The organism is Enterococcus sp. VV15, assembly GCF_005236045.1.
GTDB classification, from domain to species: Bacteria; Bacillota; Bacilli; order Lactobacillales; family Enterococcaceae; genus Enterococcus_B; species Enterococcus_B durans.
Genome location: NZ_QPTY01000004.1, coordinates 45,391 through 66,637 on the forward strand (window position 1 = coordinate 45,391; position 21,247 = coordinate 66,637).

20 protein-coding genes are annotated in these 21,247 nt (G+C 38.1%); 13 read left to right on the forward strand and 7 right to left on the reverse strand.

All coding sequences use genetic code 11. The annotated features are described in order from the left end of the window. Window positions 1-15 precede the first annotated feature (15 nt). The 6 genes from menC to menB are packed head-to-tail and all read right to left on the reverse strand — an operon-like array spanning window position 16 to window position 7,254. Window positions 16-1,125 carry an o-succinylbenzoate synthase gene (gene menC / locus DVW83_RS02715; RefSeq protein ID WP_104661621.1) on the reverse strand — a complete coding sequence of 370 codons (1,110 nt, stop codon included), beginning with the start codon at window positions 1,123-1,125 and terminating at the stop codon, window positions 16-18. Further along, complete coding sequence (menH, locus tag DVW83_RS02720; RefSeq protein ID WP_238699336.1) at window positions 1,115-1,957, reverse strand: 2-succinyl-6-hydroxy-2,4-cyclohexadiene-1-carboxylate synthase; 843 nt, start codon at window positions 1,955-1,957, stop codon at window positions 1,115-1,117. Before menH ends, menC begins: the two co-directional genes overlap by 11 nt. Continuing rightward, the gene (gene menD / locus DVW83_RS02725; protein ID WP_137238984.1) at window positions 1,935-3,647 is read right to left on the reverse strand and encodes a 2-succinyl-5-enolpyruvyl-6-hydroxy-3-cyclohexene-1-carboxylic-acid synthase; all 1,713 of its coding nucleotides are present in this window, start codon (window positions 3,645-3,647) and stop codon (window positions 1,935-1,937) included. The genes menH and menD overlap by 23 nt, the downstream gene beginning before the upstream one ends. Next, a complete protein-coding gene (locus DVW83_RS02730; protein ID WP_238699337.1) occupies window positions 3,644-5,008 on the reverse strand; it encodes an isochorismate synthase in 1,365 nt (454 codons plus the stop codon). Before DVW83_RS02730 ends, menD begins: the two co-directional genes overlap by 4 nt. Next, on the reverse strand, window positions 4,989-6,494 hold the full coding sequence (gene menE / locus DVW83_RS02735) for an o-succinylbenzoate--CoA ligase (RefSeq protein WP_123862808.1): 1,506 nt from the start codon (window positions 6,492-6,494) through the stop codon (window positions 4,989-4,991). The genes DVW83_RS02730 and menE overlap by 20 nt, the downstream gene beginning before the upstream one ends. Further along, window positions 6,439-7,254 carry a 1,4-dihydroxy-2-naphthoyl-CoA synthase gene (menB, locus tag DVW83_RS02740; RefSeq protein WP_081133626.1) on the reverse strand — a complete coding sequence of 272 codons (816 nt, stop codon included), beginning with the start codon at window positions 7,252-7,254 and terminating at the stop codon, window positions 6,439-6,441. Before menB ends, menE begins: the two co-directional genes overlap by 56 nt. Window positions 7,255-7,377: 123 nt before the next feature. Between menB and DVW83_RS02745 the strand changes: the two genes are divergently transcribed. The 6 genes from DVW83_RS02745 (at window position 7,378) to bsh (ending at window position 12,777) form a co-directional block, all read left to right on the forward strand. Beyond that, the gene (locus tag DVW83_RS02745) at window positions 7,378-7,752 is read left to right on the forward strand and encodes a PaaI family thioesterase (RefSeq protein WP_104661624.1); all 375 of its coding nucleotides are present in this window, start codon (window positions 7,378-7,380) and stop codon (window positions 7,750-7,752) included. A 480-nt stretch (window positions 7,753-8,232) separates the two neighbouring features. Then, complete coding sequence (locus DVW83_RS02750; protein ID WP_005877607.1) at window positions 8,233-9,081, forward strand: YitT family protein; 849 nt, start codon at window positions 8,233-8,235, stop codon at window positions 9,079-9,081. 380 nt (window positions 9,082-9,461) lie between these two features. After that, a complete protein-coding gene (locus tag DVW83_RS02755; RefSeq protein WP_104661625.1) occupies window positions 9,462-9,872 on the forward strand; it encodes an organic hydroperoxide resistance protein in 411 nt (136 codons plus the stop codon). Window positions 9,873-9,931: 59 nt separating this feature from the next. Further along, window positions 9,932-10,363, forward strand: coding sequence for a MarR family winged helix-turn-helix transcriptional regulator (locus DVW83_RS02760; protein WP_104661626.1), 432 nt, complete (start codon window positions 9,932-9,934; stop codon window positions 10,361-10,363). A 119-nt stretch (window positions 10,364-10,482) separates the two neighbouring features. Then, a complete protein-coding gene (locus DVW83_RS02765) occupies window positions 10,483-11,517 on the forward strand; it encodes an AI-2E family transporter (protein WP_123862806.1) in 1,035 nt (344 codons plus the stop codon). A gap of 285 nt (window positions 11,518-11,802) precedes the next feature. Continuing rightward, complete coding sequence (gene bsh, locus DVW83_RS02770) at window positions 11,803-12,777, forward strand: choloylglycine hydrolase (protein ID WP_123862805.1); 975 nt, start codon at window positions 11,803-11,805, stop codon at window positions 12,775-12,777. 311 nt (window positions 12,778-13,088) lie between these two features. On the opposite strand, the gene DVW83_RS15355 is transcribed toward bsh, so the two are convergent. Beyond that, window positions 13,089-14,069 (reverse strand): LPXTG cell wall anchor domain-containing protein, encoded by a 981-nt coding sequence (locus DVW83_RS15355; RefSeq protein ID WP_238699339.1) that lies wholly within the window; start codon window positions 14,067-14,069, stop codon window positions 13,089-13,091. 143 nt (window positions 14,070-14,212) lie between these two features. On the opposite strand from DVW83_RS15355, the gene DVW83_RS02785 reads away from it, so the two are divergent. The 7 genes from DVW83_RS02785 (at window position 14,213) to DVW83_RS02815 (ending at window position 21,240) form a co-directional block, all read left to right on the forward strand. Further along, on the forward strand, window positions 14,213-15,745 hold the full coding sequence (locus tag DVW83_RS02785) for a helix-turn-helix domain-containing protein (protein WP_123862803.1): 1,533 nt from the start codon (window positions 14,213-14,215) through the stop codon (window positions 15,743-15,745). Between the two features lie 152 nt (window positions 15,746-15,897). Next, window positions 15,898-16,461, forward strand: a complete 564-nt coding sequence (ahpC, locus tag DVW83_RS02790) for an alkyl hydroperoxide reductase subunit C (protein ID WP_123862802.1) — start codon at window positions 15,898-15,900, stop codon at window positions 16,459-16,461. Window positions 16,462-16,472: 11 nt separating this feature from the next. After that, the gene (gene ahpF, locus DVW83_RS02795) at window positions 16,473-18,002 is read left to right on the forward strand and encodes an alkyl hydroperoxide reductase subunit F (protein ID WP_137238986.1); all 1,530 of its coding nucleotides are present in this window, start codon (window positions 16,473-16,475) and stop codon (window positions 18,000-18,002) included. Between the two features lie 460 nt (window positions 18,003-18,462). Then, window positions 18,463-18,810, forward strand: a complete 348-nt coding sequence (locus tag DVW83_RS02800; protein ID WP_104660066.1) for a DUF2200 domain-containing protein — start codon at window positions 18,463-18,465, stop codon at window positions 18,808-18,810. A 71-nt stretch (window positions 18,811-18,881) separates the two neighbouring features. Next, window positions 18,882-19,406 (forward strand): HdeD family acid-resistance protein, encoded by a 525-nt coding sequence (locus DVW83_RS02805; RefSeq protein ID WP_104660065.1) that lies wholly within the window; start codon window positions 18,882-18,884, stop codon window positions 19,404-19,406. A gap of 148 nt (window positions 19,407-19,554) precedes the next feature. Continuing rightward, window positions 19,555-20,706, forward strand: a complete 1,152-nt coding sequence (locus DVW83_RS02810) for a cation:proton antiporter (RefSeq protein WP_104660064.1) — start codon at window positions 19,555-19,557, stop codon at window positions 20,704-20,706. 69 nt (window positions 20,707-20,775) lie between these two features. Continuing rightward, window positions 20,776-21,240, forward strand: coding sequence for a MarR family transcriptional regulator (locus tag DVW83_RS02815; protein WP_104660063.1), 465 nt, complete (start codon window positions 20,776-20,778; stop codon window positions 21,238-21,240). Window positions 21,241-21,247: the final 7 nt, after the last annotated feature.

The following is a 21,247-nucleotide window of genomic DNA, read 5'->3' on the forward strand; positions in this document are numbered from 1 at the left end:
CTGCTTCGTAAATTCCTATGAAATCAATCGTTCTTTTTTCGTGCAATATCGTTCGACCTTTTTTGGCGCCAAAGTTATCCCATTACCGATCCCATTCGGAACAACCAGTTTGCCATCCCTCAATACTGCAGGTTCTTCAATGATATCATCATGATAGTATCGCCTCGAAGCAGAGATGTCTCCTGGAAAAGTAAACTCCGCCTGGCTTGCAAATTGTAAATTAAGGGCTCTTCCAACACCCGATTCAAACATCCCACCCAGCCAAACAAGCAAACCCTGTTCACGACAATAATCCACAATCATTTGAGCTTCAGTAATGCCGCCTACTCTCGGAATCTTCAAGTTGATGGCTCGGCAACTACCTAAAGCATGAGCTGTTTTGACATCCTCTAGCGTACGGATATTCTCATCTAAGCAAATCGGCGTTTTTAACCTTCTTTGCAGTTGTGCATGATCAACAAAGTCCCGTGTAGCAAAAGGCTGTTCGATCATGGACAGCTCCAACTGATCCAGTTCATCGAAAAGTGCTAGATCATTTATCGTATACGCAGAATTAGCATCTGCCATCAACAGTAGATCTGGAAATTCTTTTCTTAAAAGTTGTAGTGGCCGAAGATCGTATCCTGGTTTTATCTTTAATTTCAAACGTGTATATCCTTGTTCGACATATGTTTTTGCTTTTTTCAAAAGCTGTGCATCACTATCTTCAATTCCCATACTCACACCTACTGAAAGTTGCATTTGTCTCCCAGCAAAAAGCTGTTGCAGACTAACACCCCTTCTTCTTGCGTAAAGATCCCAAACAGCCGTTTCGATAGCTGATTTTGCCATGAAATTACCTTGCGCTCTTTGAAAAAGCGAATGGACTTCGGTGGGTGCAGAAAATACATGATCCTGTAATAAGAGAATCAGCTCTTTTTTGATGATGGCACGGCTCATCTCGATCGTCTCTTCGATATAATTCGCTTGATCAAATGAAACCAGTTCCCCTACTCCTTGGTTCCCTAATTCGTCTTTTAGTATGAGTAAATCAAACTTCTTTTCAGTCAATACGCCATAACTCGTTTGAAATGGGGCTATCAAAGGTAAGTGTAACTGAAAAAGTTCTGCTTTTTCAATTCTCATTTTTTCTCTCCTCCAACCAATCACTCATCACCGATTCAAACAAGCTAGGCTGTTCGATATGGATACAGTGACCACTCTCTTGAACAACCACAAATTCAAAACGGTCGTTCTTTGTAACTAATTTTTGCCCGATCTCTCTAAATTTCCAATCATATTCACCGGCAAGAAAAAGTACAGGTACCTGTAAATAAGGGAGGAAAGGCCAATAATTTTTCTGTTTACCCGTCCCCATATACCACAGGCTCATGGCAAGTCCGAAACGCTTTTGCTCCAATCTTTCTTTTTCTATTTTTTTTCTTACTGAAAGAGGCAAATGCTTTTGACTTTCGAATAACGGCAAAGCTGTCCAATGCTCAACAAAATGAGAAAGTGGCGCCGTCATAATGTTTTGAGCAAGGCGATTGTCTTTCTTTTGACGTTGCCTTTTTAGCGACGCCGTTTCGATCCCTGGTGTCCCACTTTCTAAAACCACCCCAAGAATCCCTTCAGGTTGCTCAATTGTCCATGCTAGAGCTGTTCTTGCCCCCATTGAATAGCCAAGTAAATAAAAAGAGTCGATCTGCAATTTTTTAACTAGTTGAGAAAGGTCTACAACCAACGACGACAGTTGATACCGATATGGATGGACAAAGACATCCGTCTTTCCATGGCCAATCAGATCAATCCCTAAAAGATTGAGTGAAGACGTTGAAAAAGTAAAGGTAGCCATCGTACCAGTAAAACCATGTAAGCATACTAGCACCGGTTGATTAGATTTCCATTGATTCAACTTGCTATAGGCGTAGTCGACTCCATTCACTGTCATCTTTTCAGTACGCATCTTTTTTACCATATTCTCTCAGCATGTCTTTCCACAGCAAGACAGGATCTTCTTGTTTTCCTGCTACTTCAACTAACGCCCAACTCGTCTGCTTACGGCTTTCTTCAATGCTTTTTGCAAACTCAGCCATTGATTTTGGTTGATAATAATAGCCATCATATAAATTCGCTACTTTTTGTAAGTCAAGATTCAGTGGTGTTGCAAAGAGTGGATCGAAATCTTTTTTTGTCAAACTGTTTTGTGGCAGGAAAGAAAAAATCCCTCCGCCATTATTGTTCAAAACGACCAATGTGACGGGTAACTTTAATTGTCTGATTATTTGAAGCCCATTCATGTCATGGAACAATGCCAAATCACCGATCAATAGAAATAGGTGCTGCTTTTGAGTAGCTGCTATACCGGCCGCTGTTGAAACGATCCCGTCAATCCCATTTACACCACGGTTTCCATAGATCACGAAGGAGCGTTCTGTTGGTGTTGCCAACCGGTCGATGAAGCGGATGGCGTTACTGTTAGAGAGAAACAAGCTTTCTCCTTTTTCAATCAGCTGAAATAATTTTCTGCTTGCTGAACTCTCGCTAAAAACAGCGGAAGCTAACTGTTCTTTGATTACTTCATGTGCGTTTGTTGCGTAAGATTGCCAAATAGCTGACCATTCGCTCGATTCAGGAAAAGAAATTTTCTTAACAACTTGTTGCACCGCTTCTAAAAAGCTTGGTATGCTAACTGGCAAATAGTAATTGCCTAAGCGTAACCAGTCCTGTCGCTTTGCACGTTCATCAATGACCACATACGTTGCTTTTTCTTGTTTTTCAACAAAAAGCAAGCTGTTTTTTGATACAGGCAAATTACCAAATTGCCAAATGACTTCTGGCTGCTCTGTGATAGTCCGTGAAAAAATCAATTCAGCGTGGGGAAGATAGTTTTTGCTTAATTTCCCGCACGCACTTAGATTCGTTAGGGGGTCCCCGATGATCGGCCAATCAACGATTTCTGCAAGTTCGATCAGTTGCTGTGCTTGTTCAATAGTCAATTCTCGACCGACGATGATCAGCCCCTTTTTGGTTAGCCAAGTTGGCAACTCAGGCAGTTCAAAACACAAGGATTTTCCAAGCTGGATATCCTTTCTAACAAGATCAGTAGTATCCGTTTGCGTTAAGTCTGGCAATAGAGGTTCCCGAAGTGGTAAATTGACATGAACTGGTCCTGCTGGATGTTCTTTAGCGATTGCAACAAGCTCGCTTCCTTGCCAAAAGCTATAACGTTGCATTACTGCTCCCGCTTCTGGAAGAGCTAACGACAAAAATTTCTTCACATGACTCCCATAGAGGTTATGTTGTTCCATTGTTTGTGGCGCTCCAGCACCTTGCACTTCAGGTGGACGATCTGCAGTCAATACGACTAGCGGAATCTGAGAAGCTTCTGCCTCACAGATTGCTGGATAATAATTTGCAGCAGCCGTTCCTGACGTACATAATAGTCCCACAACTGTTCTCTCCCCTTTTGCTAAACCCAAAGCAAAAAAACTTGCCGAACGTTCATCAACATTGATATACGTCTCGATTTCTGGATCACGATGAAGCAAAAGAGCAAGAGGTGTGGAACGAGATCCAGGGCTGATCACGATTTTATTCATCCCCAATTCCTTCATTCCATGAATAAAAGCCAGTAGGTACTTCGTCATTTCTTGTTTTGTCGTCATTCTTTCACTCCTCTTAGCATAGGTTGGAATTTCACGTGTGTTTCTTGGCGTTCTTCCTCTGGATCTGAGTCACCAACAATTCCACACCCTGCGTATAATCGCCCAGCATTTTCGCTGAAAACGCCTGAGCGAATTCCTACAGCAAACTCACCAATATCTTCCATAACGTCACACCAACCGATAGGCGCCCCATATAATCCTCTTCCAGATGGTTCCTTCTTTGCAAGCCACTGTATTGCCAATTCCTTTGGTTCTCCACCTAACGCTGGGGAAGGATGGAGTGCTTGAATCACATCGAAAAGAGAGACTTTTGGTTTCCTAATCCCAGAGATTGTCAGATGAAGATGTTGGATATCACGGTTTTTTAAAAGTTTTTTGTTAGAAACACTCAAGTTTCCTTCTGTATAATTTGCCAACTGCTTTGTCAATTTCTTCACGACAATGGCATGCTCATTATTGTTTTTGGAGTTTTTTAAAAGTTTTTCTCCAAGTATTCGATCTTCTTCGTCATTTTTTCCACGAGTAATCGAGCCCGCGATGCTTGCCGTAAAAAAGTGAGTAGCTGAAGCATGGAGTAAATGTTCAGGAGTTGCTCCGACAAAACATCGTTTTTTTGTTTCTAAAGCAAATACGTAAGTGTTCGCTTGTTGCCTGATCAAATTGTCAATTAAACGCTCAACTGAAAAATGCTCCATCCTCAATTCCATTTGTCTTGCAAGCACCACTTTTTCCATTGGATTTCTTGGGTCACGTATTTCTTCTATACTTTCTTTGGTGGACTGAAGAAATGTTGTTACATCTAATTCATTTTCTAACGAAACTTGTGTTTGTGGAAAAGATAAAGTGACCTCCCCAAGTAGATGATCCAATATCTGTACCCAATCCGTCACTTCATCAAAAAGTCTTTTTAAAGACTTTTCCTCTTTTTTTACTGTTATGACAACGATCAACTCTTTTTTCACTTGTTTGATCAATACACTAGGCAACACAAAATATCCCGTTGACAAGTCCGCCCAAAACACTTCGGTTTTCCGATTATTTTTATTGAAAGGAAAGCCTCCAAAAAGAACTGGCTGTTCTTTTCTCTCACCCATAAAGTAAAAACTTTTAAAAAAATCTTTTTTGAGCTGCTTGATTCGTAGTACATTCCCTATGGTTGGCTCATCTAAAAGATTTTTACCTAGCCCGACTAATCCAAATTGCCGATCTGGTGTTTGCCAAAAAAAGCGTGTTCCTTTATAGGCACTTGCCTTCGCAAAAATTGCTTCAAGTGGTTGGTAAGGAATCATGTAACTATAGCTTAAATAACGTGTTCTCTTAGGAAGATCATCAAACATATCTTCAGTAAAGTCGGTAATCAATATATTTCACTCTTTCTTCGGTCAAAAAAATTCGTTTTATATTTTTTCCTGAAGCCGTCTTTGGTATAGTGTGAACAACAAATAATTCATCCGGATATTTATACGACGCTAATGGTTGTAATAACTGGCGAAGTTCTGCCTCTTCTAGAGAATCGAGCAACTTTATATATGCTACGGGGCGTTGTCCCCAAGTATCATCTGTTTTCCCGACGACGACCGCTTCACTTATCTTCTCACTTCTCAATAACGCCTCTTCGATTTCCGCTGGGTAGATATTTTCTCCACCTGAAATGATTAGTTCATTCATCCGGCTAACAAGAAACAATTCGCCCTCTTCATCTAAATAGCCCCAGTCCCCGGTACAAAACCATCCATCTGACGTCCAAACTTCGTGGGCATGCTCATCATTGAGATAATTTGAAATGATCGAAGGACCACGTAGCAGAATCTCACCCGCGACATACGGTTCGATGGTCCCCTTTATTTTCACACGCACATTTGCCAATGGATAGCCTGATGATCCAGATTTACATTCCTTATCTGTGGCAACAACTTGTGAACAAGTTTCTGTCATTCCATAAGACAGTACAATCGGCAAATGCTTTTCTTGACACGCACGAATCACTGCTGTGTCTACAGGCCCCCCTCCTAATAAAACTGTACAGAGCTGTTTTGGATAGCCTCCTACAGGAATCAGTGGGAATTGGTCTTTAAGCATCTTGGTAACCATTGAAATGTGGTTCACCTTCCCGTTTAAGATGATCTTATTGATTTTCTCAGCATCGAAATTAGGCAAAAGGTATACATTTATTCCCAAAACAAGTGAACGTAGGACAATCGATAACCCGCTGATATGGTACAAAGGGACACAGCATAACCAAGAATCGCCAACTTTTACAGACAGCTTTTCTTTCGTAGCTAAACTACTCGCACGATGATTGGCAAAAGTCTGTGGCACTCCTTTTGGCTTTCCTGTTGTTCCTGAAGTATACATGATCGAAGCAATCGATTCATTCATATACCCACTATCAATCGTAGAAACAGTAGAAATAGTTGCTACCTCTTTGATTTTGGGTAAGAAGATCATTTGGATTTCTCTCATAGCTTGCTTCACTGGTGCAATTAGCACATCCGTCTGTGCATGACTCAACTGGTCCAAGATCTCATTTTTAGTCAACCGTGTATTCAAAAATTGGATTTCGATTCCTAGCTCCCAGAGTCCTAAGATCGATAGGTACATCTCCTCGCAGTTTTCACTTAAAATTGCCACTCGCTGCACCTTTTCATCCATTTTTTGTAAATAGTACTGGGCGTATTTTTGGACATAGTGATTTAATTCACTAAATGTTAGACAGCGATTTTTAGAATAAAGAGCTGGTTGTTCTGGATGAAGCAAAGCTTGTTGTTGTAACCAGCTATTTGGTCTTTTACTATGGGAATTTGGGAAATTGTTCAAAATCTGGTTCTCTTTTTTCTTTGAATGCATCTCGTCCTTCTTGCGCTTCATCCATTGTATAGTAAAGTAAAGTTGCATCACCTGCTAATTGTTGGATACCAGCTAGACCATCGGTGTCCGCATTCAATGAAGCTTTGATCATCCGCAAGGCTAACGGACTTTTCTTCAGCATTTCCTCTGCCCATTCGATTGTCACGTCTTCCACCTTATCCAAAGGAACAACGGTATTGATCCAATTCATAGCTAGCGCTTCTTGTGCCGAATATTGTTTCGTCATAAACCAGACTTCTTTTGCTTTTTTATGCCCGATGACCCGTGCTAAATAGCCCGAACCGTACCCACCATCAAAACTACCGACATTAGGTCCCGTTTGACCAAATTTTGCATTTTCAGCTGCAATTGTGATATCACACACGAGTTGCAGCACATTACCGCCACCAATCGACCACCCTTTGACCATTGCAATGATCGGTTTAGGGATTATACGAATCAACCGTTGCAGATCAAGAACATTTAATCTTGGAACTTGATCCTCGCCAACATAGCCGCCATTTCCTCGAACTTTCTGGTCTCCGCCAGAACAAAATGCAAGATCTCCCGCACCCGTCAAAATAATCACACCGATATCTGAACGATCCCGACAAATAGTAAATGCCTCGATCATCTCAAAAACAGTTTTCGGGGTAAACGCGTTATGGACCTCTGGCCGATTGATTGTTATTTTTGCTATTCTATGGTATTGCTCAAAAAGAATTTCTTCGTATTCTTTGATTGTTTGCCAATTTCTCATGTTATTCCTCCTCTATTTGAATATATCCATTATACACAAAACTCAAAGAAAACGTTTGTAATTTTATCATTACTTAAAAAAATTCTGTTATACTAAACAAAAATACTTAAGGGATTGAATACGATGAATTTAATTGATTATTTAAAAATCGAGACAGTTGTACTCTCGAAAAAACGAGTGGAACTTCTACTCTCTCTCGCCAATATCCATCACCAACCGTTCGGGTACTTACACGGGGGGATCAGTGGTGTTTTAATCGAGACAGCTTGCAGTATGGGGGCAAATCAGCACTTGGATTCCTCGCACGCCGCTGTAGGGATCGATCTCCACGTGCAACACTTAGACAAAGCTAGGTATGGCACCTTGCGAGTCATTGCCACCCCGAATAAAATCGGTAGGAACATCCAGTTTTGGTCGGCAGAAGTATTGCTAGATAAACATATAATGATTGCCCACGGTACTTGTACATTAGCAATCAAAGAGATCACGTCTTTTTGATACAAGCTTATAAAAAATAGTTCTTTAGCAAAACAACACTTTCCTTTACCGAGAAAAAAACATGTTCCCCACTTAGAAATAGACTTTTACCATTTCCCATTCGCAAAAAAGCTTATTACTAAAGGTATTTCACTCCGAGAAACAAACAGGGATTCACAGGAATTGCTTTTTAATTTTTGGTGAATCCTTACTTATTTTCTGTTGATTCTTCTTCTGTTCCTTCCGTTTATCTACATTTAAGACATGAGTTTCTTTCCTTTATTCCATTTACTTTTTTAAAAAACCTTTTCAACTTCTTCTCTTCTTTTATTCTTCCTTTAACATTTCTTAATGAATACCTATTAGCCTAAAGCAAGACAATAGCAGTAAAAAAGTTAGGTATATCCAACTTAAATGTTAATCTATTGTTAACTTTTAGAGATTATTAGGTTATACTAATAACATAACAATAAAATTAAAATAGAATGAGGAAGTGAATGGATGAATAATATAAAAAAGATCACTTGGACTTACATAAAAATAGTCTTTGCGTTAACGATCTTAGGGGTAAGTATCAATATGTTCTTAGGCCCCCATCATATTGCAGCAGGCGGCGTAAGCGGGCTTGGTATCCTCTTAGAATCTGCATTAGGATTTGACCGTGCAATGGTCATCTTGGTATTGAATATCATTATGCTAGTATTGGCTCTTCTTTTCTTAGGAAAACAACCTTTCTTCAAAGTTCTCTTTGGAAGTCTTGTCTTCCCGCTGATCATTGCCATCATTCCTGAAACAATGATTACTCCTGATCGTTTGCTCTCGGTCATCTTCGGTAGTGCCATCTTTGCACTCGGTGTAGCTATTTTATACAAAAATAACTCATCGAGCGGCGGTACAACGATTCCCCCACTGATCTTCAAAAAATATTTCCATTTAAATACTTCAATTGGCCTGTTATTTACTGATGCTGTGGTTGTTTCCCTGAATTTATTCGTCTTTGGATTTGAAGAATTCTTATATGCGATCCTCTCTATCGTCATCACATCAATCGTTATGTCTTATATTGAAACAGGAACGAATCGAAAAAAATCGATCATGGTCATGAGCGAAGATTCGCTAGAAGAAATCAGACGCCGTTTGAGTGCGGAGATTGGGCGGGGCTTGACTCTCTTGGAAGCTAAAGGCGGGTATAATCGAAAGTCGAAAGAAGTGTTACTGATCGTTGTCACTGATCATGAATTTTCACGAATCAAACCATTGATTGAAGAAATCGATCCAACTGCATTCGTTATCGTCAATAGTGTAGCTGAGGTAATGGGTAGTGGTTTTACGTACCATCCAATCGAGTGACCCTAATCTATAAGAGCGTGGGACAAAAGTAAGAAACACTGTTGTCTCATACTTTAAAAACGAATAAACGGTGGGAGCAGAAGCAACTCCTTCTTAAGATTACGTGTTTATTTTGAAGTTATCCCAAAAATCTTTTTTCATTTTTTTCTCCTGATCGTTTGCCGAACGATCCATACGAAATAGTATAGACCCAGATTAGTGAAACAGACGTTACTATTTTGGTAATCTGGGCCTTTCTTTAGCCACTCTTTTCTTTTTCCAAGCCATTATGTTTCCCTCAATGAACTTTTTAACGAGTACTGAAATCTTTTAGTTTGCTCTTTTCTATTTAGTTGTATAAAATTAGATTGCACACAACTAAATTTAAAGGAGTGTTTCTTATGAAAAAAATGTATTCTACAAAAATGATTAATACAGGTGGACGTTCTGGAGAAGTGCATAGCCCTGACCATTCATTCGAATTAAATATTGCTGCCCCTGGACGTCGTGTCGAAAATGCGACAAATCCGGAACAATTGTTTGCTGCCGGTTTCAGTGCTTGTTTCAACAGTGCGTTGGAATTGATCAAAAACCAAAAAAACATTGCTGGAGCTTCTACTATCAGTGCACAAGTATCATTGTATGCTGAAAACGAAATGAGCTTTGTTTTAGGTGTCGAAATTGAAGGACATGTTGATGGTCTATCATTAGAAGAAACACAAGAATTATTGGAAGCAGCTCACAAAGTTTGTCCTTATTCAAAAGCAACAGCAGGAAATATCGAAGTAACATTGACAGCCGTTGAAGGCTAGACTTTTTTTTTTAAATCAGCTATGCTAACAAAGGATTCTAATGAATGGGGTGAATAAAAATGGAAGACTTATATTTAGAAAATCAGTTGTGCTTCCCTTTATATGCAGCCTCAAAAGAAATCACCAAATATTATACGCCACTATTGAAACCATTAGGTCTAACCTATACACAATATTTAGTAATGCTTGTCTTGTGGGAAAAACATCAAGTGACGATGAAAGATTTGGGTAAAATGCTTTGTTTAGATTCTGGTACGTTGACACCAGTGATAAAAAAGCTAGCAGAAAAAGAATATCTTACACGGGCAAGAGACACTTTAGATGAACGGATCGTTCGCATCAGTTTAACGGATAATGGCAGGATTCTAGCAAAAAAAGCAGAAACGATTCCATCAGAGATTTTTACTCATCTTCCTTTAGAACCTGATGAATTAGTCCTTTTGCAAAAACTAACAACTAAAATGGTGAATAATTTTCGTCATACTACTTGATTTGAAGTTACTGCTGACTTTTTGTATAAATTGTCAGCAGTTTTTCTTTCTTATTCTTGGAATCCACACTATAATCAATTACATAAGCTATTATTTCATTACACTTGGAGGTTGTTGTGTTGTCTGTTTATCAGCGTTTCCTGGCGAATGAAAAAGTTCGTCGTTTAACTGTTTTATTATCGATCATCGTTGTTCTCTTTCTTGTAAGGAGCATGATCACCACTATTTTACTTACCTTTATTTTTACCTATCTGATGATCCATTTAGTTCAAGTCATTCAACGGTTTGTGAAGGTTCCAACTGGTGCATTGACGATCATCATTTATTCGTTAGTCGTTTATCTGATCTATCTTGCATTTACAAAGTATATCCCTGTGCTGATCCATCAGACATTCGACATGATCAAATCAGTGATCGATTTCTACGAACATCAGCCAAAAGATGCTGATCCTGTTCTCTTGTATATCCATAATTACATTGAACGAAACGATTTTTTTGAGCAACTACAAAATGGTGCATCGATCGCATTGGGCTATTTACAAGATATCGGTAAGTTAGCTGTTGCTTTTGCCATGTCATTCATCTTAAGTTTCTTCTTTATGATCGAGAAGAAAAAAACAGTTGTGTTCTCACGATTGTTTTTAAAGAGTGAATTTGCTTGGTTTTTCCAGGATATCTATTATTTTGCCTATAAATTCGTCAATACATTTGGCTTGGTTTTAGAAGCACAATTCATTATTGCCTTACTAAATACATTGCTGACGACCGTTGCCTTAGCCGCTTTTGGTTTCAACCAATTATTAAGCTTAGCCATCATGGTTTTCTTTTTAAGTCTGATCCCAGTTGCAGGTGTGATTGTTTCATGTCTCCCTCTTTCGTTCATTGCTTATTCCCAGGGAGGGATCAAAGATGTCGTCTATATTCTTTTAACGATCTTAGTCGTCCACTTGATTGAGTCGTATGTCTTGAACCCAAAATTGATGTCAAGCAAAACAGAATTACCTATTTTCTACACCTTTATCGTTTTATTAGTTAGTGAACGATTCTTCGGCGTCTGGGGTTTGATCGTCGGAATTCCGATCTTCACTTTCTTCCTTGATGTCTTAAAGGTGAAGGAAATTCCTCAACACGTGACAAAGGAAAACAATCCCTGACCTAGCGCTTATTCGTCTTTAGAGTGAGGTCGAAACAAAAGTCGTTTAGGTTTGAGAAATTGGATAGAAAAACGAACAATACGTTTTTTGTATTGCTCGTTTTTTTTTTTGAAATTTCCGAAAAACTTGACTTTTGGACGCTGTTTATTCGAGTGTCTGTAGCAAAACTGATGTTTAGATTTGTCCCTCATTCACTCTTTTTTGATCATCTATTTAGTTATTAGTGGAAAAAAATGAAAAATTGGCCTATGATTAAATTACCATCATCAAAGGAGGCAACGTACAATGTGTACATCGATTACTTATTCAACGAAAGATCATTATTTTGGTCGTAATTTGGATTTGGAGATTTCTTATCATGAAGTGGTAACCATCACTCCTAGAAATTATCCATTTAAATTTCGGAGAGTGACGGATATCCCCACCCATTATGCATTGATTGGTATGGCAACTGTTGTCAATGACTATCCTCTCTATTATGAAGCAACGAATGAAACTGGTTTAAGCATGGCGGGACTAAATTTCCCTGGGAATGCGCATTTCTTTGAAGAAATGTCCGAAAAAAACAACATTTCTCCATTTGAGTTTATCCCTTGGATCCTAAGTCAATGCCAAAATGTCTTCGAAGCAAAAGCATTATTAAAGGAAATCAACTTAGTCAACATCGATTTCAGTGAAGACTTGCCACTTTCGCCTTTACACTGGATGATAGCAGATCAAAAAGAGTCGATTGTGGTCGAGTCTACAGTTGATGGATTGAAAGTATACGATAATCCTATTGGTGTATTGACGAACAATCCTACTTTTGATTACCAACTCTTTAATTTAAACAACTATCGACATGTCTCTACTCATACCCCAGAAAACACTTTTTCTAAAGAACTAGAGTTGACAGTCTACAGTCGCGGCATGGGTAGCATTGGTTTACCAGGCGACTTATCTTCTAGCTCCCGATTTATCAAAGCTGCGTTTACCAAACTAAACTCAGTTTCAGGGGATTCAGAAGACGAAAGTGTTGGGCAATTTTTCCATATCTTAAAATCGGTGGAACAACAAAAAGGGTTATGCGATGTTGGAAATGGTCAATTTGAATACACTATCTATTCCTCTTGTTGCAATATGGACAAAGGAATCTACTACTATACGACCTACAAAAATAGCCAAATCACAGCGATCGATATGCATAAAGTAGAGTTAGACGACTCAAAATTGTTCACCTATCCGTTAATTGAACAAGAACAAATCAACTACCTCAATTAAACAAGAAAAAAAGAGGTCGAGATAAAAATCGTTGATGTTTGAGAAATTTCAAAAAAAAAAAACGAACAATACGTTTTTTGTATTGCTCGTTTTTTTTTTTTTGAAATTTCCGGAAAAACTTGACTTTTGAACGCCGTTTATTTGGGATTAGAGTCTATAGCAAACCTGATTTTTTAGATTTGTCCCTCATTCTTCATAACATGAATCATCTTTTGCAGGCATTGTAAATGTAGCCTTTTCTTTCTAAAAGCGTTGATTTTAGCTCTGTAACATTCATGAGTAAAAAGTTTCCCTTTAGCAAAGGTTCATTCTTATTTTCTTTTTAACTTCAAAATCGTGAATCCTAGTAGGCCTAAACCAACAGGGACTAGGAATAAATTGGATTTTTCTGCTGTTTTAGGCAATGTTGATTGACGATCAGATGAAGAAGGATTTTCTTCGTTTCGGTAATTTTCATTACTATTATCATTTGTTTTTTCATTTTTATCGATTCGAATCCGTGGAACTTCTTTTACTTTCGCATGTGTATTTCTATCAAAATCTTGTGTTTTGATAATACCATTACTTATGTTTTTCCCATGACTATTGGCCATTGAATGATTCGTATTCTCAGGAACTTCTCTATTTGTTTCATTGGCAGGAGTATCATCGGTTTCAGATTGGGGCGGTATTGTCACTTCTTGATCTGGCTCTTCTGGTTCTGTCACTTCTTGATCCGGTTCTTCTGGTTTAATTGTCGGTTTATTTCCACCGACATTGCCATCTGTCTCTGGGATCTCAATTAAATCTTCGTCCCCTAAATCTATTGACGCTTCTTCAATCGTTTGTCGTTGGCTATATGGTGTCAGATGTTGGTTATCAGAAGAAGTACCATCTGCTACTTTAACTGTAAATAGTGCGGGCTTTGTTAATGGTCGATTAAGTGTTACAGTAAAAGAAAACCTTGCTGCTCTTTGATTGATTACAAGTGAACTAGGATCGTACCCAATCGTTAGTGCTGGATCAACCCCTTCAAATAAAACACTTGATTGTAAGATAGGTGCTAAATCTCCTGAATAATCGACCGTTGCGTTTACCGTGATCGTTTCGCCAACGGCCACTTTCATAATACCTGAATTCGTTGGTAAAAAGATATCTTGTAATGTGATACGATTGACATTCGCCCAACCTGGTTCTGTTGAACGTAAGGTTATGGGATATTGTGGCGCAGCTTCATCAACTTGTGCTGCGTCAACTGGTACTGCTAGACTAGCTAAAACAACAGAAGTAAATAAAACGTTTAAATATTTCATGCTCTTTCTCTCCCATCTTTTTTCTTTATTACTCACAAGGAATAAGATAATACAAATTGTTAGGAGATTTTTACTGTCTTTTTGTTTAAAAACAAGAAATTTTCAGTAAAATTATTTAAGATCATACCAAATGGAGGAACGCGATGCAGACACAAGAAGCAATAAAAAAGTACTTATTAAAGAAAAAAAACGTGACCAAACTTGATATTTTCCTTTTTCTATCGGAACACCGCTTTTTTATTACCACACATTATCTAGCCGATTATTTTGATATGTCTGACTCTAATCTTTTATTGTACATCCAAGAACTTGAACAAGACTTCACTACACTTGAGTTCGAAGAGATCACTATCGTAAAGCAGAAAAATTTTATCAAATTAGCCTGTGAAGAAGTCGATATCGCCAAGTGCTACTATGAACTACTAGGAAAATATTGCTCAGAATCCACCAATTACCAAATTCTAACTGCCTTACTAAGCGAGAATGGCAATACGATGACTAGTCTCAGTCAACAAACGAATTACAGTCCTTCCTATCTTTATTCCAAAATGAAGACAGTGAACCAATTTTTGGCATTATACGGTATCTCCTTCAAATTTTCGAATAAAGGAAGAAAAATCCTTTCTGGAACAGAAATACAAATACAATATTGCTTTTTAGATGTTTATTGGAACATATTCGCCAATACTTCTTTTCCTTATTCCAATGAACCGGAACAAACAATCGCTTACACTCTCAATGCTTACTTCAAGAAGGATTTGTTGATCGCCTTGAATGGCGGCATGATCGACAAGCTGTACCTACTATTAAAAATATGTCAGGAAAATTTTCCAGCTACCACTTTGAAAAATGTTCAAAAAGAATTTACGGAACACGGCTACATCGAGTATTTAGTGGACCCTGTTTTCGATTTGCTTCATCCCAATTTACCTATTGGTTATGAACAACGTATTCTGATCAATGTTTTAGCACGGTTAGCCATATCTAAAATCGAGAGCGACGAACTGAGCCAGTACCAATATGAACTATTATTGAAAGCCAAAGTTCCCCATATTATGTATTGTAAAAAAATGGTTGAGGCCTTCGCTACTCATTTCAGTTTGAACATACCAAAAGATCAGCAAGCCTTATATACGATGAACTTTGCTCGTAATAAAATCTTTAGTACTTTTTTGAATCACGATCAGCCAAATACACCTCTACCGACTTTCGTGTTGTATCAAGGCAAGAAAAATTTTACTGTCTTGCAAAATGAGATCGAACAATTCTACCTGCAATTCAGAGAAGAACACCACCATTATTTACCTGAGATTCTCGAACGTGAAAATATCCAATGGATCGTGGAAGATTTACTGCATCTTTATGATCGCTTTAAAGCACAACCCACTATCGTTATTGGGATTAATTACACAAAAGACTTTTACGTAGGTAAAGATCTAATGGTAAAAATCGAGCAAATTTTTTCTTCAGATTCGATCATCATCCAAAAATACTATATGGAAGAATGCGATATCATCGTGAGTGATTCCCCCCTTGACCATCTTTCAAAAGATATCAAGAAAATCTATTTGTTAGATGGGATCGTTTCTCCAAATGATTGGAAAAGGGTCGTAACGAAAATCGCTGAATATATCTTTGAATTAAAACAAGAAAATGACTATAGTATTTGTCCGTAAAGTGTTTAGTCAAGATCCAACTTGCTTGATGACTGTATTTTTATCGCACCTTTTTTGGCAAAAAAATCTAATATAACAAAAAAACATTGACTTATTCTCTCTTTCTAAATTATATTTATTATAAATAAATAATTATTATTGGAGGTTTCATTATGTCAATGATCGGAAAAAAAGTTGAAGAATTTACAGCACAAGCTTATCGTAATGGAGAATTTATTGAGGTATCAGAAAAGAACATGATTGGAAATTGGAGTATTCTTTGCTTCTACCCAGCTGATTTTACCTTTGTTTGCCCGACTGAACTTGAGGACCTACAAAAGCAATACCATGAATTAAAATCACTTGGCGTAGATGTTTTTTCTTGTTCAACGGATACCCACTTTACCCACAAAGCTTGGCATGACACATCTGAAGCTATAGGTAAAATTAATTATACGATGATTGGTGACCCTTCTCATCATATCTCTCGAATTTTTGATGTACTAGATGAAGAACAAGGACTTGCCCAAAGAGGAACGTTCATCATTGACCCAGATGGAATCGTACAAGCAATGGAAATCAATGCAGACGGGATTGGACGTGATGCAAGTACACTGATCGATAAAATCAAAGCAGCTCAGTATGTCCGTACTCATCCTGGAGAAGTCTGCCCAGCTAAATGGAAAGAAAGTGGCGAAACATTGAAGCCAAGTTTTGATCTTGTAGGAAAGATATAGAGGGTCGCAAGATGTTAGATAAAGAAACGAAGCAGAATCTCGCCCACTATTTAGAGATGTTGGAATCTCCCGTTATTTTTTCGACAAGTACAGATGACTCTAATGATTCAAGAAAGTTACTTGAGTTCTTAAATGAGATTGCCCAGATGACGGAAAAAGTGACAATCGAAGAGAAAAAGTTGTCTCGCACACCAAGTTTCGAGATCAACTCATTAAATGGAACTAGCGGGATCGCCTTTGCTGGGATTCCTTTAGGTCATGAGTTTTCATCTTTTTTGCTTGCCCTACTACAGGTCAGTGGTCGTCCTCCAAAAATCACGGATTCTTTAATGCAGCAAATCAAGCAAATTCAGCAGGACTTATATTTTGAAACCTATGTCAGCTTGACTTGTCATAATTGTCCAGATGTCGTACAGGCATTAAATATTCTGTCTGTTTTGAACCCGATGATCCATCATACGATGATCGAGGGCAGCATGTACCAGAATGAAATCACTGAAAAACAAGTGTTAGCAGTACCTACTGTCTACTTAAATGGGCAAGAATTTGCAAGTGGACGTATGACACTCGAACAAATCCTTGAACAGATTACAGGTCCTCAAACAGTTACGCCATCTAGTGAGCCAATGCCTTATGGCGTTTTAGTTATAGGTGGTGGTCCAGCAGCGAGCAGTGCAGCCATCTACGCGGCACGAAAAGGTATTCGTACTGGTCTTGTAGCTGATTCTCTTGGTGGCCAAGTGATCGAAACGTTGGGTATTGAAAATATGATCGGAACGCCTTACACAGAGGGTCCGCAATTGATGAAACAAGTTGAAGAACATTTGCGTTCTTATCCAGTGGACATTATGACCAATCAGTTAGTGACCTCACTTCAAAAACAAAACGATTCTTTTGCTGTTTCCTTGAAAAGTGGTCAAAAATTAACAACAAAAACTGCTATTATAGCAACTGGCGCACGTTGGCGATCAATCAATGTACCTGGGGAAAAGAAATTTAAGAACAAAGGTATCGCCTATTGTCCTCACTGTGACGGGCCATTGTTTACTGGGAAGGATGTTGCGGTGATTGGTGGCGGAAATTCCGGAATTGAAGCTGCCATCGATCTGGCAGGACTAGCAAACCATGTTTACGTATTGGAGTTTCTTTCTGAACTAAAAGCAGACAAAATATTGCAAGATAAATTAGCTACTCTTTCAAACGTGACCATTTTATTAAATGCAGAAACACAAGAAATCACAGGAACTACTCATGTCGACTCAATCACTTACAAAGACCGAGCTACTGGGAAAAAGCAAACATTGGATGTTGCTGGTGTCTTTATTCTGATTGGATTGGTTCCAAATACAGAATGGCTTTCAGCTCCTCTTGAGATGAATGAGCGTGGAGAAATCATTGTTGATCTGCATGGAGAAACATCGATCAAAGGATTATTTGCTGCTGGTGACTGTACAAATAGTTCCTATAAGCAAATCATTATTTCGATGGGCTCCGGTGCAACTGCGGCTCTCGGAGCATTTGATTATTTGATGAGGAATTAAGAGCAGCTAATAGATCCTAAAAAAGTCATTCCTACTCATAATAGGAATGGCTTTTTTACCCAGATAGAACTATTCTCACTTTGCTTACTAAAAATATCATTGCTAATAAAATTGATCGATTTTTAGAAATTTATTTGCAGTATGGAACAAATTTAAAAGAGGTCGAGACAAAAGTAAGAAACACTTCTGTCCCAGCCTCTTTTTTGCAATTTCCGAAAAATCTGACTTTTGGACGCCGTTTATTCGAGAGTCTGTAGCAAAACTGATTCTTAGATTTGGATTGCTCCCCTTTTGTTCCAATTGTTTATCCACTTCACTTTTAGTCGGTATTCTACCTATTCTGTCCACACACTATACTTCTTTTATTTTTGACCTTCTATTCTTTAAAAAGAAAAATCCTCTTTACTACCCTTTCTTCATGTAAATCAATATAATGAAGAAAAAGGAGAAAGGAGAACCTATGACAAATAAACTTTATACTATGCCTTTTTCTACTGTCTATCCTCTCTATATTTCGAAAGTCGAGAAACAAGGGCGTTCAAAAAACGAAGTCGATCAAGTGATCAAATGGCTGACTGGGTATGGACAAGATGCGTTGAGCCAACAAATACAAAATAAGGTCGATTTTCGTACTTTTTTTGCTGAAGCACCCCATTTGAATCCTAAACGTGATTTGATTACAGGACTCATTTGTGGTATCCGCGTAGAAGAGATCGACGAACCACTTATGCAGAATATTCGTTATTTAGATAAGTTGATCGATGAATTAGCCAAAGGAAAGAAAATGGAAAAAATCCTTAGGAATTAAAGGCGACGATAAGTTATCATTTGGTAAAAACAACTTTTCCAGTTAGAATAGAGTCAAAGGAGGTTTGTGTTATGTTTGATATGGTGCGAAAGAATTTCCAACGCTACGCTTTTCTACGAGCAACTATTTACATTATCGCCGGTCTGGCTATTGTGATCAATCCGACTGCGGTCTTTCACTTTATCGGCTATCTGATCACTGCATATTTTGCATTGCTAGGGTTGATAAATATTTTAGAAACGCATAAAAATAAAAAACAAACAGGTGATTGGGGATTTGGCTTGGTAAGTGGCATCGTCTTTTTGATCATCGCCTTGATTGTTCTAGTTTTTGCCTCTGCTATTGTATCGATCTTACCAATCATTCTTGGACTAGTGATCATTGCTAATGGACTATTTCAATTGTTCTTTGGCCTAAATACTAAGTCAAAAGGTTGGAGCTTATATAGTGTCTTGCTATTGATCGGCGGATTGATCTTATTATTCAATCCCTTCAAAAGCTTGATGTTCCTTTTCCAAATTTTTGGCGCCATTTTGATTTTTATGGGTATATCAGAAATTGTCAGTTTTTTCCGAGTACGTAAAATGTATTCGTAGGTTTCTCAAAGAAAGCAAAAAAACCTTTTGCACCTTTCGTGTTTAAAGGTTTTTTTGTTGAAATAGAGAATATTTTTTCTTGCTTTTTAAATAATATTCGTTATTAAACAGAAGTTTGATTATTCGATTGAAAGGATCGTTCTATTTTATGGAATTCATCGGTATTCTATGTCTTATTTTGATTTCAACGACTATTGGTTCACATGTATCAAGACGAATCGGTATCCCGGCAGTGATCGGACAGTTATTAGTCGGTGTGTTACTTGGAGAAGCTGGGTTAGGCTGGGTCCATCCTAGTGTATTGGTCCATGATTTTTCTGAAATCGGGGTCATCTTATTGATGTTCTTAGCTGGTCTAGAAAGTGACCTTTCTTTACTGAAAAAATACTTTAAGCCTGGGATGTTCGTCGCTATTTTAGGTATCTTATTCCCTGTCGTGTTTGGTTGGTTGACAGGAGAAGCGTTCCAAGTTTCCAATAATGAAGCGATTTTCTTCGGAATCATTTTAGCGGCAACTTCAGTGAGTATCTCCGTTGAAGTATTGAAAGAATTGAACGTTGTCAATACGAAAGAAGGCTCGACTATTTTAGGCGCCTCTGTCGTTGATGATATTTTAGTGGTCTTGGTGCTAAGTTTTAGTTTATCCTTTTTGACTGGGGAGTCTTCCAGCAACCTTCCCCTCCCGCTGTTATTGGCTGAACAAATCATCTATTTCATCTTCATCTTCTTATTGGTGAAATGGATTACACCTTTTTTGATGTCCTTCGCTGAAAAAATTTATGCGAATTCAGCCATCATCATCGTTTCATTGGTTATTTGCCTAGGAATGTCGTTTATTGCAGATTTGATTGGCCTAAGTTCTGTCATCGGTGCCTTTTTTGCAGGTATCGCAGTCAGTCAAACGAAAGTCAAACACGAAGTTTATCATAACGTTGAAGCGTTAGGTTACGCTGTATTTATTCCTGTCTTCTTTGTCAGTGTTGGATTAGAAGTTGATTTTTCAAACTTTAGTGAACAACTTCTATTTATTCTTGTATTGACAATCATTGCTATCCTTACAAAACTTTTTGGAGGCTATTTAGGCGCAAAAGTAGCAGGTTTTTCAACAAACAGTTCATTGATGGTCGGCGCAGGAATGATTTCTCGTGGTGAGATGGCATTGATCATTTTACAAATTGGACAACAAAGTAAATTGATCGAGCCTCACTATTATTCTCCACTTGTCATCGTTGTTCTGCTAAGTACTTTGATTTCACCTTTAGTGCTTAAATATTTCACGAAAAAAGTGCATGAAGTATAGCAAAACGCCTTGCAGTATATTATGATTAGGGAAATAGATATTCGTTAAACTAAAAAAAGAGGTTGCTCAATGGACAAGAGAATAAATTTAATCAGTGATATGCTTGATTTAGCAAATGAAATCACTTGGTTAAACAAGCCAAAACTTGAAGAGGCCATCGAGGGATATCCGCTAAATGAAATCGAGTTGATCGAGAAGATAGCAAAACTTCCTGAACCCAATGTCACAAAATTAGCAGCTGCCAGCTACCTGACACGCGGCGCTATCAGCAAACAAACAAAGAAGCTTTTGGCGAAACAGTTAATTGAAAGTTACCAAAAACCAGAAAATAAAAAAGAACTGTATTTTCGTTTAACGGAAGAAGGTAAGCTGCTGAACGACCGACATAAGCAGCTTCATCAAGAATTTCTCAAAGAAAATGAAGCAGTATTTGAACAGATGTCTGCAGATGAATTCGATACCGTCTTCCGCTTTATCGGACGTTTTAGAGAACAGCTAAAAAAGACTGCAAAAAAAGAGGACTCAGCCATTTAAGGGTTGA

Excerpts from the sequence above, each read along its gene's own strand:
- menD (WP_137238984.1), bottom strand. The coding sequence starts at position 3,647 with ATGACGACAAAACAAGAAATGACGAAGTACCTACTGGCTTTTATTCAT.
- DVW83_RS15355 (WP_238699339.1), bottom strand. The coding sequence starts at position 14,069 with ATGAAATATTTAAACGTTTTATTTACTTCTGTTGTTTTAGCTAGTCTA.
- menB (WP_081133626.1), bottom strand. The coding sequence starts at position 7,254 with ATGAGAAATTGGCAAACAATCAAAGAATACGAAGAAATTCTTTTTGAG.
- menE (WP_123862808.1), bottom strand. The coding sequence starts at position 6,494 with ATGCATTCAAAGAAAAAAGAGAACCAGATTTTGAACAATTTCCCAAAT.
- DVW83_RS02800 (WP_104660066.1), top strand. The coding sequence starts at position 18,463 with ATGACAAATAAACTTTATACTATGCCTTTTTCTACTGTCTATCCTCTC.
- ahpC (WP_123862802.1), top strand. The coding sequence starts at position 15,898 with ATGTCAATGATCGGAAAAAAAGTTGAAGAATTTACAGCACAAGCTTAT.
- DVW83_RS02805 (WP_104660065.1), top strand. The coding sequence starts at position 18,882 with ATGTTTGATATGGTGCGAAAGAATTTCCAACGCTACGCTTTTCTACGA.
- menC (WP_104661621.1), bottom strand. The coding sequence starts at position 1,125 with ATGAGAATTGAAAAAGCAGAACTTTTTCAGTTACACTTACCTTTGATA.
- DVW83_RS02755 (WP_104661625.1), top strand. The coding sequence starts at position 9,462 with ATGAAAAAAATGTATTCTACAAAAATGATTAATACAGGTGGACGTTCT.
- bsh (WP_123862805.1), top strand. The coding sequence starts at position 11,803 with ATGTGTACATCGATTACTTATTCAACGAAAGATCATTATTTTGGTCGT.
- DVW83_RS02745 (WP_104661624.1), top strand. The coding sequence starts at position 7,378 with ATGAATTTAATTGATTATTTAAAAATCGAGACAGTTGTACTCTCGAAA.
- DVW83_RS02760 (WP_104661626.1), top strand. The coding sequence starts at position 9,932 with ATGGAAGACTTATATTTAGAAAATCAGTTGTGCTTCCCTTTATATGCA.
- DVW83_RS02785 (WP_123862803.1), top strand. The coding sequence starts at position 14,213 with ATGCAGACACAAGAAGCAATAAAAAAGTACTTATTAAAGAAAAAAAAC.
- DVW83_RS02810 (WP_104660064.1), top strand. The coding sequence starts at position 19,555 with ATGGAATTCATCGGTATTCTATGTCTTATTTTGATTTCAACGACTATT.
- DVW83_RS02750 (WP_005877607.1), top strand. The coding sequence starts at position 8,233 with ATGAATAATATAAAAAAGATCACTTGGACTTACATAAAAATAGTCTTT.
- ahpF (WP_137238986.1), top strand. The coding sequence starts at position 16,473 with ATGTTAGATAAAGAAACGAAGCAGAATCTCGCCCACTATTTAGAGATG.
- menH (WP_238699336.1), bottom strand. The coding sequence starts at position 1,957 with ATGGTAAAAAAGATGCGTACTGAAAAGATGACAGTGAATGGAGTCGAC.
- DVW83_RS02815 (WP_104660063.1), top strand. The coding sequence starts at position 20,776 with ATGGACAAGAGAATAAATTTAATCAGTGATATGCTTGATTTAGCAAAT.